We start from the raw sequence: 16,549 nt of genomic DNA, 5'->3' as shown, positions 1-16,549 counted from the left end.
CCTCCACGGAAGGAAATGGATACCCGGAGTCAGGCAGTGACATCCCGTCTGGAGAAGACGAGGTAGCTGACCGCGAGGAACAGGACGGCGTATGCGCCGAGGACCGCTGCTGCGAACGGAAGGGTCACGTCGTCGATGAATGTCATGCCCTGCGCGAGCGATACGAGGTCATGCGAGAAGAACAGGTACTTGGCAATTTCATACCGGCTCAGCAGCATCGATACGGTATTCCCGCTAAAGTAAATGAAGAGCGAAAGCCCGATGGCCAGTGCCCCGGAGCGGAAGACGCTCCCGATCATGAACGCGAATGTCGTGTACACGACGATGTTCACGAACCCGAGGAACAGATAATAAAGGGCCGGGCTCCAGATCGAGATCTCCGACACTTCCCCTCCCCTGACCGCCAGTTCCGTCCCGCCGTCCGGCGAAAACAGAATGTACGACATCACGACCGAGGTCAGGAACCCGATCAGCATGAGGAGTGCGCCGAACAGCACAGTGGCTGCAAACTTCGAGGTCATCACTTTCCACCGCTTGACCGGCCGGGCGAGGAGCATTTTGATCGTCCCGTCCGAAAACTCGGTCGCGACGATTCCGGCCGCGACGATGATGGCAAACAGCATTCCGAGCGAGGCGATGCCGGATGAGTCTTTGATGAGCTGCTCCCTGCTGTAGCTTTCGTGCGGCGCGGCGTCTTCCGCAAGACGGTACTCCGCGACTTTCAGTTCGTCTTCAAGCTCTGACTTCCGGGACGCCGAGAGATCCGGGTCTGCAAGCTGCGCGGTCAGCTCCGCCCGCTCCGATTCAGTCTGTGCACGCCAGTCCGGCGAGGCCGCCGGTCCTTCAACCGATACCCCGTCTCCGCCGGCCTCATTTCCTTCTAGAGTGGAAATCCACTTCGTGAGGCCGAGCATGCCGGCGACCCCGACAACGAGCAGGATCGCCATGACCCATGTCGCTTTTTTGCTCCAAAGCTTCATCCATTCATTCTGCAGCAGTTTCAGCAATTTGTCCGCCTCCCGTCATCTCGATGAATTCGTCTTCCAGCGTCCTGCGGTGAGGCCGGACGGCGTACAGGGCGAGGCCGCCCTCGATGATGCTCTTCGCCAGGGCCGGGATATTGTCCGCCCTTTCCTCGATGATGAACCCGTTGCCGAGCGGCTCGGCTTTGTAGCCCTTTGAATCGAGAAGGGCCGCGAGCCGGTCTGCCGGACGGGCCTCGATGTAATGGTGCGGCTTTGTCTCTTCCTTCATCTCCCGGATGTCCAGAAGCTTGCCGCCCTGGATGACGGCGATCCGGTCGCACATGAGTTCGATTTCCGAAAGCATATGGCTGGAGACGAATACCGACACGCCGGCTTTTGCGGCGAGGCTCCTCAGATACGTCCGGAACTCCCGGATGCCGGCCGGATCCAGCCCGTTCGTCGGCTCATCGAGGATGAGGAAATCCGGCCCATGGAGAAGGGCCTGGGCGAGGCCGAGCCGCTGGCGCATGCCGAGCGAATAGGTCCCGACTTTTTCATGGATCCGTTTTTCCAGCCCGACCTGGCGGACGATTTCATCGATCCGCTCCTTCGTGACGCCCTTGTGCATGCGTGCGAAGTGCAGGAGGTTCTTGTAGCCGGTCATGTATTTGTACATCTCCGGGTTTTCGACGATGACCCCGACATGGCTCATCGCACCTTCAAAATCTTGGGTGATCGACTTCCCGGCGATGATCACATCGCCCGACGTCGGCTTCATGAGCCCTGCCATCATCCGGATCGTCGTCGTCTTCCCTGCCCCGTTCGGTCCCAAGAACCCGGTCACCTGTCCGGGATACAGATCAAGCGAGACGTTGTTGATGATCTTCTTGCCCCTGATCGTCTTTGTGAGGTTTTTCAGACGGACGATCGGTTCAGCTGCTGTGTGCACCAATCGGTTCACTCTCCTTTTCATACAATGATTTCATCCAGGCGGACGGGCCGCCTCTGTGTTCGTCCCGAATGTCCTCCGTCCGCTCGTGGGCAATGATGCGGCCGCCTTTCATGACGGCGATTTCATCGAGAAGCGGTGCGGCGTCCTGCAGTTCGTGCGTGGTCATGATGACGGTCTGCCGTTCGGGATCCGTGAACCGGATGAGCCCTTTCACAATCTCTTCACGCACCATCGGGTCAAGCCCCGAAAACGGTTCATCGAGGAGATACACGTCCGCCTGCCTGGCGAGCGTTGCGGCGATTTTGGCCCGGCCCCGGTTGCCCTTCGACAGGTTCTTCAGTTTGGATGTCCGGTCAAGCCGGAGGAAATCGGCCGCTTCATAAGCCTTTTCCATCGAAAAGTCGTCAAATTGCGTGTCATAGAAGCCGAACAATTGATCAATGGTGAAATACGGGAAAAACAGATCGGCATCAGCCATATAGGCGATCCTGCGTCCGGCAAGCGCCCGGGTCACCGGCTTCCCGTCCAGCAGGACCGAGCCGGAGTCCGGCCGGAGGAGACCTGCCATCATCTTGAGAAGCGTCGACTTGCCGCTCCCGTTTTCCCCCACGAGCCCGACGATCCGGCCCACCGCGAACGTGGCCGCCGCCCCGTCGAGCGCACGCCTGCGCCCGTAAGATTTGGTGACTTGTGCGATCTCAATCATTCCGTCCCCTCCCCGTCATGTAATCCGTGATTTCTTCCCTTGTAAATCCGAGCGCTTCGATATCCCGCAGGAAGTCGGCGATGAGCTGTGCTTTCCGCTCCTCCCTCAACGTCTGCAGCCGTTCCGGGTTTTCCGTGACAAACGTGCCCTGGCCCCGCTTCGTCTCGGTGATGCCCATCCCCTCCAGTTCTTTGTACACCCGCTGCATCGTGTTGGCATTGACGCCTGCCTCCACCGCATACTCCCGCACCGACGGCAGCTTCTCCCCCGGCCGGATGACCCCCCGGATCAGTTCGCCCGTGATCCTGTCGATGAGCTGCTGATAAATCGGCTTGTCGGGCAAAAATTCAAAGCTCATGCCCCCGCCACCTTTTTGTCGAACAGCAAAAGGCCAAGCCAGAACAGGAGAACCGAGACGGCGAGTGCAACAACAAGCCCTCCCGCGGCGAGCGATCCCGATAGCTCGATGCCGAGATCCGAATATTGTGTGAGCCGTTCGGTGTTCGGAAAGCGGAACTCTCCCGCTCCGAGCAACCGCTCTGCAGCCGGCAGGCCGGACAGCTTGTCATTCAGCCAGAAAGAACCGATGAACAGCAGGAAGGTCACCGGGACCGCCAGGATCCTGCCGAACTTATGGCGGAGCCCCTGATAAATCGACCAGAACAAAAATCCGACGGAGAGCTGGATGAGGGAAATCAGAAGCACGAGCGAACCGATTTCCCCAAAGAATCCGATGAACACTCCCGTGCCGAGCTCCTCCGGTATGCCGGCCGCCCCGCCTGATGTCAGGAAGACCATCATCAGGATAAATACGAGCCAGACCATGGCTGCCACCGTCGTCACGACGGCAAACAATGCCTTCGCGCCCACGAGCACACCGACGGACGAAGGGGAATGCAGCCAGATGTCAGCCCGCTTCATGTCCATCGTCAGGCTCGTGAAAAGGCTCAGCACCGGCATATAACTCAGGAACAGCAGGGTAAACGAACTGAGCACAAATCCATAAGTGATGACGCTCGTCTCCCCGGAAATATACCGGTGAAAAAGGAACGGGAGAACCCCGATCGCAAGCAGCACGGCAATCATGACCGCCGCAAGCCCCGGACGTGCCACGATCCACTCTTTATACAACAGGCCCTTCCACCGACTCATGGGCATATTCACTCCTATTCTTTGAAGCATCGGGTGTATTAGTTACATGGTACACTAATACATTTGTCTGCTCAAGTATTTTTTGGCAAGAAAAAACGCCTCCCTATCGGAAGGCGTCCGTTCGTGTATGAAGAAGTGTTCAAATGAAGTGTTCAACGGCAATCTGGATGATGAGAAGCAATGTGACGAACCGAAGAATCGGCTTGACGAATTTCGGGTTCAGCTTTTCGGCGATGTGTACGCCGATCCGTGCGCCCGTCAGAGAGCCGAGGGTCAGGGCAATGGCCACTGGCCAGATCATGTTGCCGGATGAGATGTAGCCGATCGCCGCACCGAAGGCACTTGAAAACGTGGCGACCCGTACGAAGCCGATGGCCCGGATGTAGGAGATGTTCAGGTGCCCGAACAGCTGCAGCAGAATGGTGGCCTGCCCGGGGCCGAACAGGCCGTCGTAGATCCCGATGCCAAACAGGCTCGGGACCGCGATCTTGTCCGGCTTCAGCAGGGCGTCCCCCAAAAAGTCCCCCTTTGACAGAAACGAGAAGATGAACGCGACGACCAGCAGAACCGTCGCAATCGTAAGCATCGTTGTATCGGTGAGCCGGTTTGCAATGAAACCGCCGGTCAGGCCGCCCGCAAGCGACAGCGGAATGATCCAGTACAGTTCCTTGAAGGAGATTTTCTTCTTCAGGAGGACCGTCAGGAACGTCGAAAGCGAGCTGACCGTATTGGAGATCTTGCTCGCCCCGACTGCGGCATGGACCGGAATGCCGATCAGCAGCATGGCGGGCAGGGAGATCAGGCCGCCGCCCCCGGCAAGCGTCCCGATCGTCACCGCCACAAGTCCGATGAAAAACAATCCGATATATTCCATCACCGCACCCCCTTTTCATTTGTTGCTTTCAGTATATTACTGAATTGATGATAAGTAAATTTTAAGTTTTTTATTGATTGACTTAAGAAAAACTTATATCAAGGGGCCGGAAAGTCCAAAAAAAAAGCAAAAAGCAGGACTCCGGCCGCTTTCCGCGGTCCGGCATCGGGACTCCCTGTGGAGTTTCCCAACGTCCTCGCTTTTTGCTTCCTGCCTGTCATTTCAGTGAGCCCTGGTCAGCGCCGTCTCGCGGCGGACCGGTCTGATGGCGACCGGTTCCGCCCGCGCCTCCAATGTAATTCGGTCGATGGACAGCCGGGTTCTTAGCGGCAGGCCGACATTCTCGGACAATTCATCATAAAATCCGAACAGGACAATGAAGAGAATCCGCCGGACGAAAGCGTACATCAATGCCTCCTCGCCCGGGCTGCCCGGTGACGGGTCGCCTGCCGGCTCCCCTTCCGGGATTTCAAAGCGATCCGTGAAAAGGAGCGGCCCGATCTCGATCCGGCGCCTGCCGAGATGAAGGAACATCACCCGGTCCGTCATCCGGCCGACGCCGGCAGCCGGGCGGCTCCTGTCGAGGAGCAGTACGTCAAACTGTCCGGCACTTTCCTCTTGCACCGTTTCAAGGCGGACATAGGGAATTTGCTTCAGTTCCCCGGACAGCCTTCCGAACCGTTCGGGGTCCAGTGTGGATCCGACACGGAAGGGGGCTTGTTCCCCGAGAAGGTGCGCGATCAGCCGCTCCGCCCGGATGAACGGCCTGCCCGTCAGGAAGTGGTTCCTGAACAGGTCGAAATCAGAACGTACGGCGGCGCGAAGGGAACGGGGCCAACCCTGTCCGCATTCCGTGAACAGGGCGGGGAACTTTTCCAAGAAACCTTCGGCATACTGCTGTTCCGCAGACCGGTCTGCAGCATGTCCTTCAAACCCTTCATAGAGCAGCCTCCTGAGCCGGACATAGTCGAGATCGCCCTTTCGGACCGCGCCTTCCACAGTCTTGCTCAGACTGTCCTCAAGCGTGATGATACCGCCCCGTTCTTGAAGAGTGCCCTGGAGCTTTAATATCCACATATTGATAATCACCTACCCTAACAGTAATGTATACAGCACCGCGTCCCCCGTTCCGATGATTTCTCCGAGGGGCAGATCATAGAATCCGCCGAGCGGCAGTGACCGGATGCCGAGATAATTGGCGACCAGCTGGATGTTCTGGCCGATATGGCCCGCCTCCTGCTGGATGAGCTTATAGGAGATGTCGGTGTACTTGTCCGAAATCGCTTCGAGATCGGCCGAAAGCACCGCCGCGAACTGCGCGGAGCCGACACTCTCTTTCTGAATATAGGCTTCTTCAATCCGCTCCCACGGAACCGAGGCTTTTCCCGCGAGGCAAGCGCGGTCGGCATCCACTTCACACACATTGAACCTGCCGAGCGCTTCGCCATCCACCCTGGAAGGGTTGAACAACAGATGGATCTTGACCTCGTAGCGCGCCCCTCCCGACGGATACGTCCTTCCCTGCCGGTCATGACCGATAAAGGCCAGCTGAGCGAACCTGGATATGAAGGGCAAATCGATGGTCCGCTCGTTCGGGAACGGGTACGGCCAGGAGTGGCGGCCGATCAGCGCACGTTCAAGACCATTGGCCGGGTCGGGTTCATACTCCAGCGGATAAATGACGGTGCCCTCCACGGGCGGAGGCGTCCTCTCGCTGTGCTTGTACACTTGCATGCTGGTGAATGCGGGATCATTGACCGTCGTGTAATGATAATCCAGGAACAGCCGGTCATACCCTCCGCCGAAGTCCCACAGCTTCATACAGCCGCCCTACTGCCGGTGAAGACCCCGGACAGGAACCGCTCATTCTCGGGGGAAAGGCCGAGCCGGTTGTTCATCATGTGAATATGCGAGACCATCAGGTAATGGACCGAGCCGGGCGGGAACGTGTTCTGGTGAGCCAGAATCTGTTTCATCAGCCGCTGAAGTTCTTCCAGATAGGGACGGTAAACGGCCGGAACCTCCGCTCTTTCATGATTCCGGACCATCCGGCTGACAAGCGCTTCCCGCACCGCCTCCTGCCGCTCATCCGTTTCAAATGCATCCCAGACCCGCCGGTAATCCGAGAAGAACGCCTCTTCCGACCCGGTCATCCCGAGTGTCTGGGCAATCACAAAACTGTACTGCATCAGGTCAAATGCCACCACATACCGTTTAGGCCATGGAACCGACCCGATGATCGACGCGGCCGTCTCCGATGAGCGGCAGAACAACGATTCCGAATATGGCATCGCCTCCTCGCCGCCGTAACGGTCCAGTTCGGGAATATACGGGATGTCCCGGATACTGAAGTTCGGATGGATCCCGAGATCGTCCACCCCCTCCAGCCGGACAATCCGGGGATCGTAGTCCACCGGCCGGAAATCGTGGCCGCCATGCATCTGCTCAAATGCCCTCAGTGTGTTCTCCAACAACCGGTCAAATGCAGCCTTCTGTTCTTCCTCGGCGAACCGGTATCGGAGACGGATATGGGGCCCGCCCTGCCAGTACCGGATAAAGAACCACTCATCGGGCGGCACCTTCTCCGTCAATTCCTTCAGGTGATCGCTGAGGAACCGTTCGATCAGCCCGAAGTCATGAATGAAAATATGTTTTGAATACCACATTCCCTCATCCCCCTTCCGTTCTTTCTGCAGACGGGACCCGGATGGACGCAGCCTGGTTCCGGTTCGGGAACACGATTCCCGAATAGCCGATGGCCATCTCCCCCGGGAGGCCCGTCTTCCTCCTGAAATAAGCATCGTCATAATTTTTCAGTCCCCGGACGCCCCGGCCTTGTGCAGCCATGGACACCGAGACGAACTGCATGAGCCTGCCCATGTCGATGAATCGCTCCTCTGCATCCTCCTCTGAGATTTCCTTGTCAAAAATCATGAAGAGCCAGAAGTTGAAGCCATGGAAATTCGAGTACTCCCGGTAATCCCGCAGCAGCCGGAGATCCTCCGGGCCGTTTCCAAAAGCGCCCGTCCATTCCAGTCCTCCGCAATGGACACGGTAATAGCCGGGCGCCGTATCTTCCACATCGTTCACGGCCGCATAAAGCCGGATTCCGGCCTCTTCCGCCGCGGCGGCCGTCCTGTCGAGCAGCCGGATGAACGGCTGCCGGCCGAGTGTCCGGTGAAAGAACACATCTCCATCGATCCGCTGATCGGCGGACCGGCGGTAGAAATATTCTGGAACCAGCCCCTCGAACAGCGGGTCCGGATCGGGCAGGCCCGCCGGGTGAGGTTCCGCCCCGGCACGGATGACGGCACGGAGCCGGACGGCCGGATCTGTCCGCAGCATCTCCGGAATGGGCGACCGCCCGCCGGCAAATCCGTATGGCCTTCCGGAATGCCGGAGGGCAAATTCCAGATTAAACAGCACATGCCCGGCATTGAGTGCGGACAGCATCCGGTGAAACTCTCCGTAATACCACTGCAGCCTGCGGTCATCCGTGAGAAGGGCAAATAGCAGGTCTCCGGAATCTGCGGAGGCCGCCCTCCCGATGTCGATGAGCCGGTCCGCCAGCGGATTGAACGCGTACAGGCGGTTGCCGCGCTGTGAAATGATCCGTGCCGTTTTCAGGTTCCTGGCACCCGGTGCTGCCGGATGGAACGCATATTTGCTGGCCAGGTCCACCCGGACGATGCGCTCGGTCAGCCGGTATACGGGTAGAAGCAGCCTTTCCGCCTCCCTGTCCGCAGGATCAAAGGACGCCGGGGAGATCAGCTGCCCGAACGGATCCGGTTTGCCGGGCGGACGCCCGTGGGCGAAGTGTAGATGGCGGCTGTCCGTGAATGCCTCGAGGTAAGCGGCATCCATCCCGCCGCTCTCACGGGAACGGATGCGGGACATCCCTGAGCCAATCTTCATCCAGCCGTCCCCTCCCCTTGAGGCGGATTGCCCGCTCGACCCGGCGCTTGATGATCCGCCTGTTCTGATGGCCGAATGTCATCGTCAACATGCCGGGCACGATATACTTCACGTTCACAAATCCAATCTCGTCCAGGTTCGGGTTTGGCGTCACGGCGCGGAAAACTTTATCCGATCCGGCTTTGAGGATCCGGTGGAATTCGTCCAGCACTTCTTCATAGCTCCCCCCGAATCGTTCATACGTCCGGTCGAGTTCATCCATCGGCATTTCATGAGGGGTCCGGAGTGCAAACTCCAGATATTTGGCCGAATCCGGATTTGAATAGAGCAGCAGGTGGTCTTCCAGACGACTGACGGCTGACGGCTGACGGCTGAGCATCTTTTTCCGCTCGCGGAACTCCGCAGTGCGGAAGACATTCTGGAAAACGGATATGGCGGTCGTTGCCTCGATCAGCGCCTTTTCCATGGCATCCTCCAGTTCAAACGAAGAAGCGGCCGCGGTGTAGAACGCCATGTCCTCATCGCCGGCACCGACCTTTTCCAGCAGGACCCAGATCGTCGGGATTCTCAGTTCCATCGAGATGTCGAACAGATGCACCCGGATCCCCTTTTTCTGCAGGGCGACGATGTAGCTTCGCAGGACCGGCGAGTGGATCGATCCTTCCGCAATCCGGACAGGCGGGATCTGACCGTACCAGGTGGCCAGGAACGCGTCCCGCTCAAACAGTTCCAGCATGGCGTACAGGCTCGCTTCGCTCACCGTGGAACCGAGCGCGCTGCCGTTCGAACTGTCAAACAGGTAACGGGGTTCGCCGGATACGTGATGGGAGTCAAAATAGATGAGCTGCTCCGGGATGAGCCGGTGTTGCCCGCTGTGAAGCTCCTCCGCTTCCCGGTAACGGACCGGCTTGTCCGCCGAATAATCGCCTGGCGCCATGTCCGCCCCCTGCATCACTTCAGACAGGGTCAGGCCGATTCTCGGGTCCTCTCCCTCGCGGAAGACGCCGTCCGGACTGCCGTAGGGAAACGCGGTGGCATACCGTTCCAGCGATTCGAGGATCGAGGTGTACCGGGATTTTCCGTAAGTACCGGTGCGCCCGTAGGACAAGAGGGAAACCCCGTTTTGGTGCACTTCCGTCTCGACCATCGGGAGACCGAACGAGTCACCCGACCGGTTTTCCCGGCTGACGATCGACAGGCGGCTGCCCCGGACCATGGCCGAATGCCGGTCGATCCGTTCCGTCACCTCTTTCCAGCTGCGGAGTCTCGGATCGGCCGGGTTGAAGGGCCGGCCGGTCCCGGATACGTCCGCAACGGACTTTGCACCGGCCGGACCCGTTGAACAGGCCGGGCAGTCACCGCGTTTGTAAGTCGACAGGACGGCCACTTCTTTCGTATTGCGGTCAAGCGCATAAAGGATATGCCGGTCCCTTGATGTCCGCAGGCGGTCCGAATACATGCCGATGAGGCGCTGCTCGATGCGGTCCGGCTCCTGGGGTGAGTCCCCGCTTAGATAATGGTCCGCCAGCCCTACCTCTTCGATCCGCTGCTCCAGGCATGCCGGGCAGAAACCGTTTTGACCGTGCAGCGGGCCGATGAACAAAAACCGGTGGGCAACGGTGACCGGCAAGTCTCCATCCTTCAGTTTCCGGGCCTCTTCCCCAATGTCCGACTTCGTTACCATGAGCCGTTCACCTCCAGTGGTTCCCTGATTGTGCGGATGGCCGAGTATGGGAGGGCCTCGCCGTCCACCCCGTTCTCCTTGGCGCTGATGTAGCTGTATACAGCAAGCGGGATGAACTCCCGTGCAACCCGGAAATCAAACATGGATGTCCGGCCGGTCTGCAGGTCACCGATTCGGATCCAATACTCGCCATTTGAAGCTTCCCCGGCAGTGATGGACAGCTCCATCCCCTTGTCTTCGATGAGCTGCCGGATCGTGTCCCATTCCGGGAACTCGTCGGGACCGAGCATCCTTCCCGGCCCATTCAATTCTTCCTTCCGTTCGTTCCCGTATGCACGGCGCATGACTTCGCGGAAAGCGGTTGCCGAAACGAAGTCTGCGAGCCGTTCGTAGTCCAGATCTGCAAGGAACAGATTCCGCACGGTGTCGGACGGATCTGCGTACTGGATCGTGAGCACTTGAAGCGGCCGCTGACGATAGTCTTCATATTCCGGATTTCCGTTGAAGGAGAGGATCCGGGAACTTCGGCTCCCGACAAAACGCTCAAGCCGGTTGAACCGGGCGAAGGGATCTTCTCCCGCTGTCTCCCCGTCTACCGGGAAGGCGTCTTCGGACCGGTGGAGCCGTTTCCGTTCCACTTCCGCGTCTTCATTGATCAGGAAAACGTCCGGTGCCTTCCCGATGATTTCCATGATCAGCTGACTGAAGACGAAAGGGGCGACCAGGCCGGGCGAAATCCAGTCATGCGATTCCCTGCGTGATCCGAGAAATCCGATCTCCTGCCGATTGGCCGGGGCGATGGCCAGCACCCTCCCGTTTCCTTCCACTACGTTGACCCGCCCGTCCCGTCCTTCTGTCCGGACCTGCACATCGTCTTCCTGGTCGCCGTCGGTGCAGGCGGACAAGCCGTTGTCCCGGAGCAGCACGGCCAGTTCCCGGCCGGCCTCAAAACTGGTGGAGATGGAGATCCGGGCAGCGGCGATCTGCCGCAACGCTGCATCCACGTCCTCCGCCTCCGTTTCGACAATCCGGAAATAGTCCGTCCGGCCGTGCCGTTCCAGCAGCTGTGCATCGATGCGGTACAGCAGGTCCTGTTTTTCCAGCAGTTCCAGAAGCTTGCCGTATTCAGGATACCCTTCGGAGAGACGGGATTCCGGCACCCCGTCCGACAGCTCGCCCAGCATCCTGTGGATTTCGGTGTAAACCGTCTCTGTCGCCCTGATGCTGAACTTTTGGCGGTCGCCGGTGAACAGAATGGCCCCGTCCCGGTAATGGATCCGGCAATTTGACCGGTATTTCAATAGGTTCAACTTTTCCTCCCCCTTTAGTTTCTCGCTTTTCTCGTCACCAGCAGCATCGAGATGAACACGAGCGCCGCGATGTAGCCGAGTGAGATGGCCGAATCCCCGTTCAGGCTGAACATTCCGTTCCAGACATCGATGAACAGATGGTTGATGTGGTAGATCGGATTCAGGTTGGCGATCACCTGGATGAATTTCGGCATCCCGTCGACGGGCACCGTGAAGTCAGCCGTGAAGAGCACGATCTGGAACAGCACGATTGAGAAGACGAGCGCGCTTTTCATTTCTTTGAAGAACGAGTAAATCGCGGATGAAATGGTCAGGAGCGCCGCATTGATGAGGATGAACACCCCGTAGGACTTCAGGAAGTCGGCGAACCCGATTTCCAGGCTGTACACGGTGATTCCGATGAACGTGATCGTCATGAAGCCGAGTGTCGTGATGATCACCGATTTGATGATGTTGGAGAACAGGAGCGTGCGCATGTCGACGGGCGCAATGCTGATCCGCTTTTCAATCCCCATCGACCGGTTCATCACCTGATCAAAACCGAAGGCGAAGAACACAACTGAAAATGTGATCAGGATGATGAACGACGGCGTGTAGAACTGCACATAGTTCAGGTTCTCGCCGTAAGTGGCTCCCCCGAACAGCTGCCCCATGAACAGATAAGTGGCGGGCGGAATGACGATGGTGAAGATCAGATAGAAGATTTCCCGGAAGAACATCACCAGGTCGTATTTCAGTTGGGTGGTCAGCATGGCACGGCCTCCGTTTCCCCGATCTGCGCGAGATAAAAATCGTTGATGGATGCATGACCCGACGCGGCCAGGATGTTGGCCGGCTTATCGAATACCTGGGCCCTGCCTTCGTGGATAAGGAGTACCTTGTCGCAGTAGCGCTCCACTTCGTCCATATAGTGCGTGGACAGCAGGATGGTGCCTTTATGCTCACGGTTGTGGCGGATGATGTTCTTCCAGAGGACATCCCGCATATACGGATCCAGTCCGGTCGTCGGCTCATCGAGGATGACCAGCCTCGGGGAGGTCATGAATGCGATTGCGAGCGCCACGCGCTGCTTCCATCCGCCCGACAGCTTGTCGAACGGTGACTTCATATGTTCTCCGAGCTCGAATCGGCGGATCGTCCCTTCCAGATCGGCATCCTTCCCGTAGTACGCATTGAACAGGGAGAGGAGCTCCTTCACCTTCAGGTTCTTATAAAAGTTGGTCGGCTGCAGGACGGTCGACATGTCCCTCTTCAACTCACGGACCGCCTTGGCATTCAGTTTGCGGATGTCTTTGCCGAACAGTTCGATCCGGCCCTCATCGAAATCCCGGATCATCATGAGGGACTCCAGGAACGTCGACTTGCCCGCCCCGTTTTTCCCGATGACCGCAATCACTTCTCCCTGTTCCGCACTGAAGTCCAGCCCTTTCAGGACTTCCTTGCTGCCGTATGATTTTTTCAGACCTTTGACAGTGATGTTTTGCATGTTGTCCGCTCCTTTTCAAGTGAATATTCGACCAGAAACTCATTCAGCGGGATATCGGCATCGGGCAGCAGCTCTTCGAGATAGGCGCCGTCCTTCAGCTCATTTGCAAAGAACTTGAGCAACAACGGAACCGTTACATCGAAGAACATCGGCTTCTCCACAGTGAACTCACCTTCGTTGCGGAAATATTTCAGGAAGAACCGTTTCGGCAGCTGCTGCTCATCAAAATACCGGTTCACGTTCAGGTACAGCTCTTCCGCATCCGCCGCCCCGCGGATCAGCTGTGTCAGCTTTTCCGTATCCAGCCGCCATTTCCGCCTGGACAGGACCACATTCCCCATCCGGATCCGCGGCGCCCTGCTGTATGGCCTGGCCAGGGAGGCCAGATCAAAATTCAGCCTTCCGGACTGGAAGAGATGCAGCATGACGGAAAGGATGCCCGGCAGGAATATCGGCACAAGCGAAGATTTGTAGGTGATCCGGCAGGAACGGCCGTCCCGGTCCAGGAAATCCAGCTTCCGGGTGTCCGGATCGTACCTGACCGTCATGTCGGCCACCGGGTGGCCGCCGTCGTCCGAGAACTGGCGGTAGCCGACTTCCAGCTTGGCCGTCTTCAGGTCCTTCCGGTAATGGATGCCCCCGTTAAAGCCGAACAGTTCGTCCACTTCATAATAGTTGCGGTCCCGGAACACCCGGTCCACGTATTCTTCATAATCGGGGTTTGTCCCGGCCGGCCCGAAGAAGTCCTTGAACCGGGAAATGAACTTCTCATGCCCGTCATACACATCGTTGAGGACGACCGTGCCCGCTCCCGCATATTGGAGAAACAGCGAGGAGGAAACGTCCGTGTCCCGCTTGATATAGTCCGGAATCCGTCCGCTGTATGCCCGGATCAGCTCCCCCGCTTCCACCTCCGCTTCCCCGCTCATGGCTTCGAGGAGCCCTTCAAACTCGTCCAGAAACTCGTCGCGCAGCCGGTCCAGGAGCCGGACCTCATCCGAAACCGCCTCCTGATAGCGGTATCGCTGGTCCTGGTAATACGGGTAGAAATGGTGGATCTTCTTGAAAAACACCTCGTTCAGCAGCCGGCTGTCCGTCAGGGGACGGGCCTCATGCCCGTATTTGTCGCTGAACAGGCAGCCGATTTCATACTGGACCCGGACATTGACATCAAACAGGAGGAGGAAATCCCCGAGGGTCTTCATGAACTCCCCGTCGACAAGGCCGGATACAAGGTCCGGTTTGGTGCGTCCGAAGATGACATCTTCATAGACCAATTCCCTGCCTGCGTCGCTTTCCGGGCTCATGTCGCGGACCAGCTCCCGGATCCGTTTCCAGTGGCGGATCCGTTCGAATGCCGGCTTGGACTCGAACGCTTCCAGCTCGGTGTCCAGTTCATCAAGCTGCGGAAGGAGGCGCTCACCGATTCCGAATGTCCGGAACAGCTCTTTGGCGGATCCGAGGATTCCCCGGTCATTGGAAAGGCCGGCCTGCTGCCGGAGCAGCTTGAGGGAGATCAGCTTGGCAAACAGCGCGCCCTCCTCCCCCCGGTATTCCGGGATTTTCGCAGCCTGTTCCGCAAACGCTTCGTAAGTCAGTGTCTTCTGCTTTTGTCCCGAGAGGAACCGGATCAGCTTCGGATGAAGCGAATATTCCACGAACTTGTCGCTCGTTTCGAACACTTTCCGTGAATGGTCCACGCTGTGCTGGCTGACATAGTAGATCCGGCCTCCGCGGACCCCGAACCGTTCAACTTTTACGGGGATATTCCGCAGTGCGTCCGGGTCGGTCCGGATGAACTGATGAACGATCTTCAGCATGATGGAGTGGTTCATCTCGCAGAAGCTCCGCCTTTCAAACTCCAGATCTTCCTGACCGGCAAGACCGGTCTTTGTCAGATAGGAGAACGGGCTCGTCTTCATGGAACCCCGGACCAGCAGCTTCATGAGGAAAAAGTCGAGTTTCTTCAGCTTCTTGTTGTGGGCATCCGGTTCGGCCGACAGATACCGGCCGAGTTTTTCATAGATCTCGTCATTGTAGAAGGCGATGGATTTTGCCAGGTCTTCATCCGCCGCACTTTCCCAGAGCGCCTGGCGGTTTGCCGTCATCGACTGCCGGTAGCCTTCCCGGTATTCGTCCATGGCCGCTTCATGTTCCGTTTCTCTCTCGACATAGGTCCGGATCGCCTCCAGCATGCCGGCAGGACCCGGTTTTTCCAGTGCATTCCGCAGCTTCCCGAGACGCTTGTTGAACAGATCCCGCTTCAGATTGAGCAGATCCGGGTTTTTCGTTTCGGCAAACAGGCGCTCCAGCCGGGAGACCGCCTCATCGAGGGCCGCTTCCGCCCGTTTACCGGTTTCTTCGAGCTCCCGGATGAGGTCCCGGATCGGTTCCGACTGTGCGGACATCCGTTCATACCAGTCTTTCGGTATATCACTTCCTCTATATAAAACAATCGGGTTTTTCAGCACCTCTGTGTTCAAATTCCGATCTCCTCTCTCCACGTGCGGGAAGTTAGCGTTTCATTGTACCGGTAAGCCATATAGATGAACTGCTGTTTTTTCAAAGCACTGACTTTCAGGAAGGGCAGGGAAAGATACAGAACGTTGACCATGAAGCGGTAGTTGATCGCCTCCATGTCCGACAGGAAACCGGTCCGGTGGAAGAATGCGGCAAACTGCCGGTGGAAGTCATTGTTGAATCCTGACTCCAGTTCCCTCACCGAATGTTGGATGGTCTCCTGGTAGCTCTCATCGATGTGCCGCCGAATCTCTGATTTGTACGACTCCGATATCTTTCCCCACACTTCCTTCCAGTGCTCAATGTGGGGATCGCCTTTTGCGTCAAGCGTGCTGATATCATGAGCGTGAATCCGGAACTGCTTTTCGAAATCCGGTTCGCTGTACGGAAGACCCTGCTTCGCGGCTAGTTCGAAAAACCCCTGGACATGCGAGATGAACGAAAAGTATCCTTTGTTCTTTCCGCTTTCCCGATAGGTTTCTGCCACATGGTGGAACAGGAGGGGCATCAGTACCGGTGCCGGCTCCCCGTCCCCTTGAATCCGGAAGTAAGTCTCTTCCAATGCCCGCTGGAGTTCGAATCGCATGTCATGGATGATCCGGGTCAGGCCTGGATTGTGATAGTCAAATCGGTTGTCGGCCATCCTGACCGTACCGTGATCAGCCATGTCTGCCGGGACTGCTTTTCCTTCGAGCAGCGCGATCCGGGCTGCACTTTTCTCGTACTGGGACCGGATGCGGGCCTGTTCCCCGGCTTCTGCCGGGATCTTTTCCGCTTCCCCGTTCATCAGCCCGGCAAATCGCTCCAGATCCGCTTCCCCCGCATGCCCGTCAAACGTGACGGTCAGATGGGGGCCGGATTCCCAGGAGCGCGAAATGTAGTAAGGGACCCCTATATCTCGCGCCCGGGTGATGAGCGTCCGGACTAATGCGGTATCCGCTGCCTTGTTGAAGTTAAAGATTTTCACGTCTTTCATGATATCCGC

Annotated in this window: 16 protein-coding genes; all 16 read right to left on the bottom strand. The window is 57.9% G+C overall.

What is annotated here, in order from left to right; translation table 11 throughout:
* Positions 1-29 precede the first annotated feature (29 nt).
* A complete protein-coding gene (locus tag B0B07_RS09970; RefSeq protein ID WP_076759243.1) occupies positions 30-1,007 on the bottom strand; it encodes an ABC transporter permease in 978 nt (325 codons plus the stop codon).
* On the bottom strand, positions 985-1,914 hold the full coding sequence (locus tag B0B07_RS09965; RefSeq protein ID WP_234982378.1) for an ABC transporter ATP-binding protein: 930 nt from the start codon (positions 1,912-1,914) through the stop codon (positions 985-987). Before B0B07_RS09965 ends, B0B07_RS09970 begins: the two co-directional genes overlap by 23 nt.
* Entirely contained in the window at positions 1,898-2,623 is a 726-nt protein-coding gene (locus B0B07_RS09960; protein WP_076758658.1) for an ABC transporter ATP-binding protein, read from the bottom strand. The genes B0B07_RS09965 and B0B07_RS09960 overlap by 17 nt, the downstream gene beginning before the upstream one ends.
* The gene (locus tag B0B07_RS09955) at positions 2,616-2,981 is read right to left on the bottom strand and encodes a GntR family transcriptional regulator (RefSeq protein WP_076758656.1); all 366 of its coding nucleotides are present in this window, start codon (positions 2,979-2,981) and stop codon (positions 2,616-2,618) included. Before B0B07_RS09955 ends, B0B07_RS09960 begins: the two co-directional genes overlap by 8 nt.
* Entirely contained in the window at positions 2,978-3,775 is a 798-nt protein-coding gene (locus B0B07_RS09950; RefSeq protein ID WP_144264337.1) for a hypothetical protein, read from the bottom strand. The genes B0B07_RS09955 and B0B07_RS09950 overlap by 4 nt, the downstream gene beginning before the upstream one ends.
* A 139-nt stretch (positions 3,776-3,914) precedes the next feature.
* On the bottom strand, positions 3,915-4,649 hold the full coding sequence (locus B0B07_RS09945) for a sulfite exporter TauE/SafE family protein (protein WP_076758653.1): 735 nt from the start codon (positions 4,647-4,649) through the stop codon (positions 3,915-3,917).
* 222 nt (positions 4,650-4,871) lie between these two features.
* The gene (locus B0B07_RS09940) at positions 4,872-5,726 is read right to left on the bottom strand and encodes a hypothetical protein (RefSeq protein WP_076758651.1); all 855 of its coding nucleotides are present in this window, start codon (positions 5,724-5,726) and stop codon (positions 4,872-4,874) included.
* A 12-nt stretch (positions 5,727-5,738) separates the two neighbouring features.
* On the bottom strand, positions 5,739-6,470 hold the full coding sequence (locus B0B07_RS09935) for a SagB/ThcOx family dehydrogenase (RefSeq protein ID WP_076758649.1): 732 nt from the start codon (positions 6,468-6,470) through the stop codon (positions 5,739-5,741).
* Positions 6,467-7,315: a lantibiotic dehydratase C-terminal domain-containing protein gene (locus B0B07_RS09930; RefSeq protein ID WP_076758648.1), complete on the bottom strand. Its 849-nt coding sequence runs from the start codon at positions 7,313-7,315 to the stop codon at positions 6,467-6,469. Before B0B07_RS09930 ends, B0B07_RS09935 begins: the two co-directional genes overlap by 4 nt.
* A gap of 4 nt (positions 7,316-7,319) precedes the next feature.
* Positions 7,320-8,564 carry a nitroreductase family protein gene (locus tag B0B07_RS15260; RefSeq protein WP_076758646.1) on the bottom strand — a complete coding sequence of 415 codons (1,245 nt, stop codon included), beginning with the start codon at positions 8,562-8,564 and terminating at the stop codon, positions 7,320-7,322.
* The gene (locus B0B07_RS09920) at positions 8,524-10,248 is read right to left on the bottom strand and encodes a YcaO-like family protein (RefSeq protein WP_084186647.1); all 1,725 of its coding nucleotides are present in this window, start codon (positions 10,246-10,248) and stop codon (positions 8,524-8,526) included. Before B0B07_RS09920 ends, B0B07_RS15260 begins: the two co-directional genes overlap by 41 nt.
* Positions 10,242-11,558 carry a hypothetical protein gene (locus tag B0B07_RS09915; RefSeq protein WP_144264336.1) on the bottom strand — a complete coding sequence of 439 codons (1,317 nt, stop codon included), beginning with the start codon at positions 11,556-11,558 and terminating at the stop codon, positions 10,242-10,244. Before B0B07_RS09915 ends, B0B07_RS09920 begins: the two co-directional genes overlap by 7 nt.
* A 14-nt stretch (positions 11,559-11,572) precedes the next feature.
* On the bottom strand, positions 11,573-12,310 hold the full coding sequence (locus B0B07_RS09910; protein ID WP_076758643.1) for an ABC transporter permease: 738 nt from the start codon (positions 12,308-12,310) through the stop codon (positions 11,573-11,575).
* A complete protein-coding gene (locus B0B07_RS09905; RefSeq protein ID WP_076758641.1) occupies positions 12,304-13,044 on the bottom strand; it encodes an ABC transporter ATP-binding protein in 741 nt (246 codons plus the stop codon). Before B0B07_RS09905 ends, B0B07_RS09910 begins: the two co-directional genes overlap by 7 nt.
* On the bottom strand, positions 13,017-15,527 hold the full coding sequence (locus B0B07_RS09900; protein ID WP_076758639.1) for a lantibiotic dehydratase: 2,511 nt from the start codon (positions 15,525-15,527) through the stop codon (positions 13,017-13,019). The genes B0B07_RS09905 and B0B07_RS09900 overlap by 28 nt, the downstream gene beginning before the upstream one ends.
* The gene (locus B0B07_RS09895) at positions 15,524-16,540 is read right to left on the bottom strand and encodes a hypothetical protein (RefSeq protein WP_076758637.1); all 1,017 of its coding nucleotides are present in this window, start codon (positions 16,538-16,540) and stop codon (positions 15,524-15,526) included. The genes B0B07_RS09900 and B0B07_RS09895 overlap by 4 nt, the downstream gene beginning before the upstream one ends.
* Positions 16,541-16,549 lie beyond the last annotated feature (9 nt).

The organism is Edaphobacillus lindanitolerans (genome assembly GCF_900156305.1).
Classification (GTDB): Bacteria; Bacillota; Bacilli; order Bacillales_A; family Planococcaceae; genus Bhargavaea; species Bhargavaea lindanitolerans.
Note: the sequence above shows the minus strand (reverse complement) of the source record. Positions and strands in the feature narration are given on the sequence as shown.

Coding starts and splice junctions, on each gene's coding strand:
- B0B07_RS09895 (WP_076758637.1), bottom strand. CDS start 16,540: ATGAAAGACGTGAAAATCTTTAACTTCAACAAGGCAGCGGATACCGCA.
- B0B07_RS09960 (WP_076758658.1), bottom strand. CDS start 2,623: ATGATTGAGATCGCACAAGTCACCAAATCTTACGGGCGCAGGCGTGCG.
- B0B07_RS09935 (WP_076758649.1), bottom strand. CDS start 6,470: ATGAAGCTGTGGGACTTCGGCGGAGGGTATGACCGGCTGTTCCTGGAT.
- B0B07_RS09940 (WP_076758651.1), bottom strand. CDS start 5,726: ATGTGGATATTAAAGCTCCAGGGCACTCTTCAAGAACGGGGCGGTATC.
- B0B07_RS09930 (WP_076758648.1), bottom strand. CDS start 7,315: ATGTGGTATTCAAAACATATTTTCATTCATGACTTCGGGCTGATCGAA.
- B0B07_RS09950 (WP_144264337.1), bottom strand. CDS start 3,775: ATGAGTCGGTGGAAGGGCCTGTTGTATAAAGAGTGGATCGTGGCACGT.
- B0B07_RS09905 (WP_076758641.1), bottom strand. CDS start 13,044: ATGCAAAACATCACTGTCAAAGGTCTGAAAAAATCATACGGCAGCAAG.
- B0B07_RS09955 (WP_076758656.1), bottom strand. CDS start 2,981: ATGAGCTTTGAATTTTTGCCCGACAAGCCGATTTATCAGCAGCTCATC.
- B0B07_RS09945 (WP_076758653.1), bottom strand. CDS start 4,649: ATGGAATATATCGGATTGTTTTTCATCGGACTTGTGGCGGTGACGATC.
- B0B07_RS09910 (WP_076758643.1), bottom strand. CDS start 12,310: ATGCTGACCACCCAACTGAAATACGACCTGGTGATGTTCTTCCGGGAA.
- B0B07_RS15260 (WP_076758646.1), bottom strand. CDS start 8,564: ATGAAGATTGGCTCAGGGATGTCCCGCATCCGTTCCCGTGAGAGCGGC.
- B0B07_RS09920 (WP_084186647.1), bottom strand. CDS start 10,248: ATGGTAACGAAGTCGGACATTGGGGAAGAGGCCCGGAAACTGAAGGAT.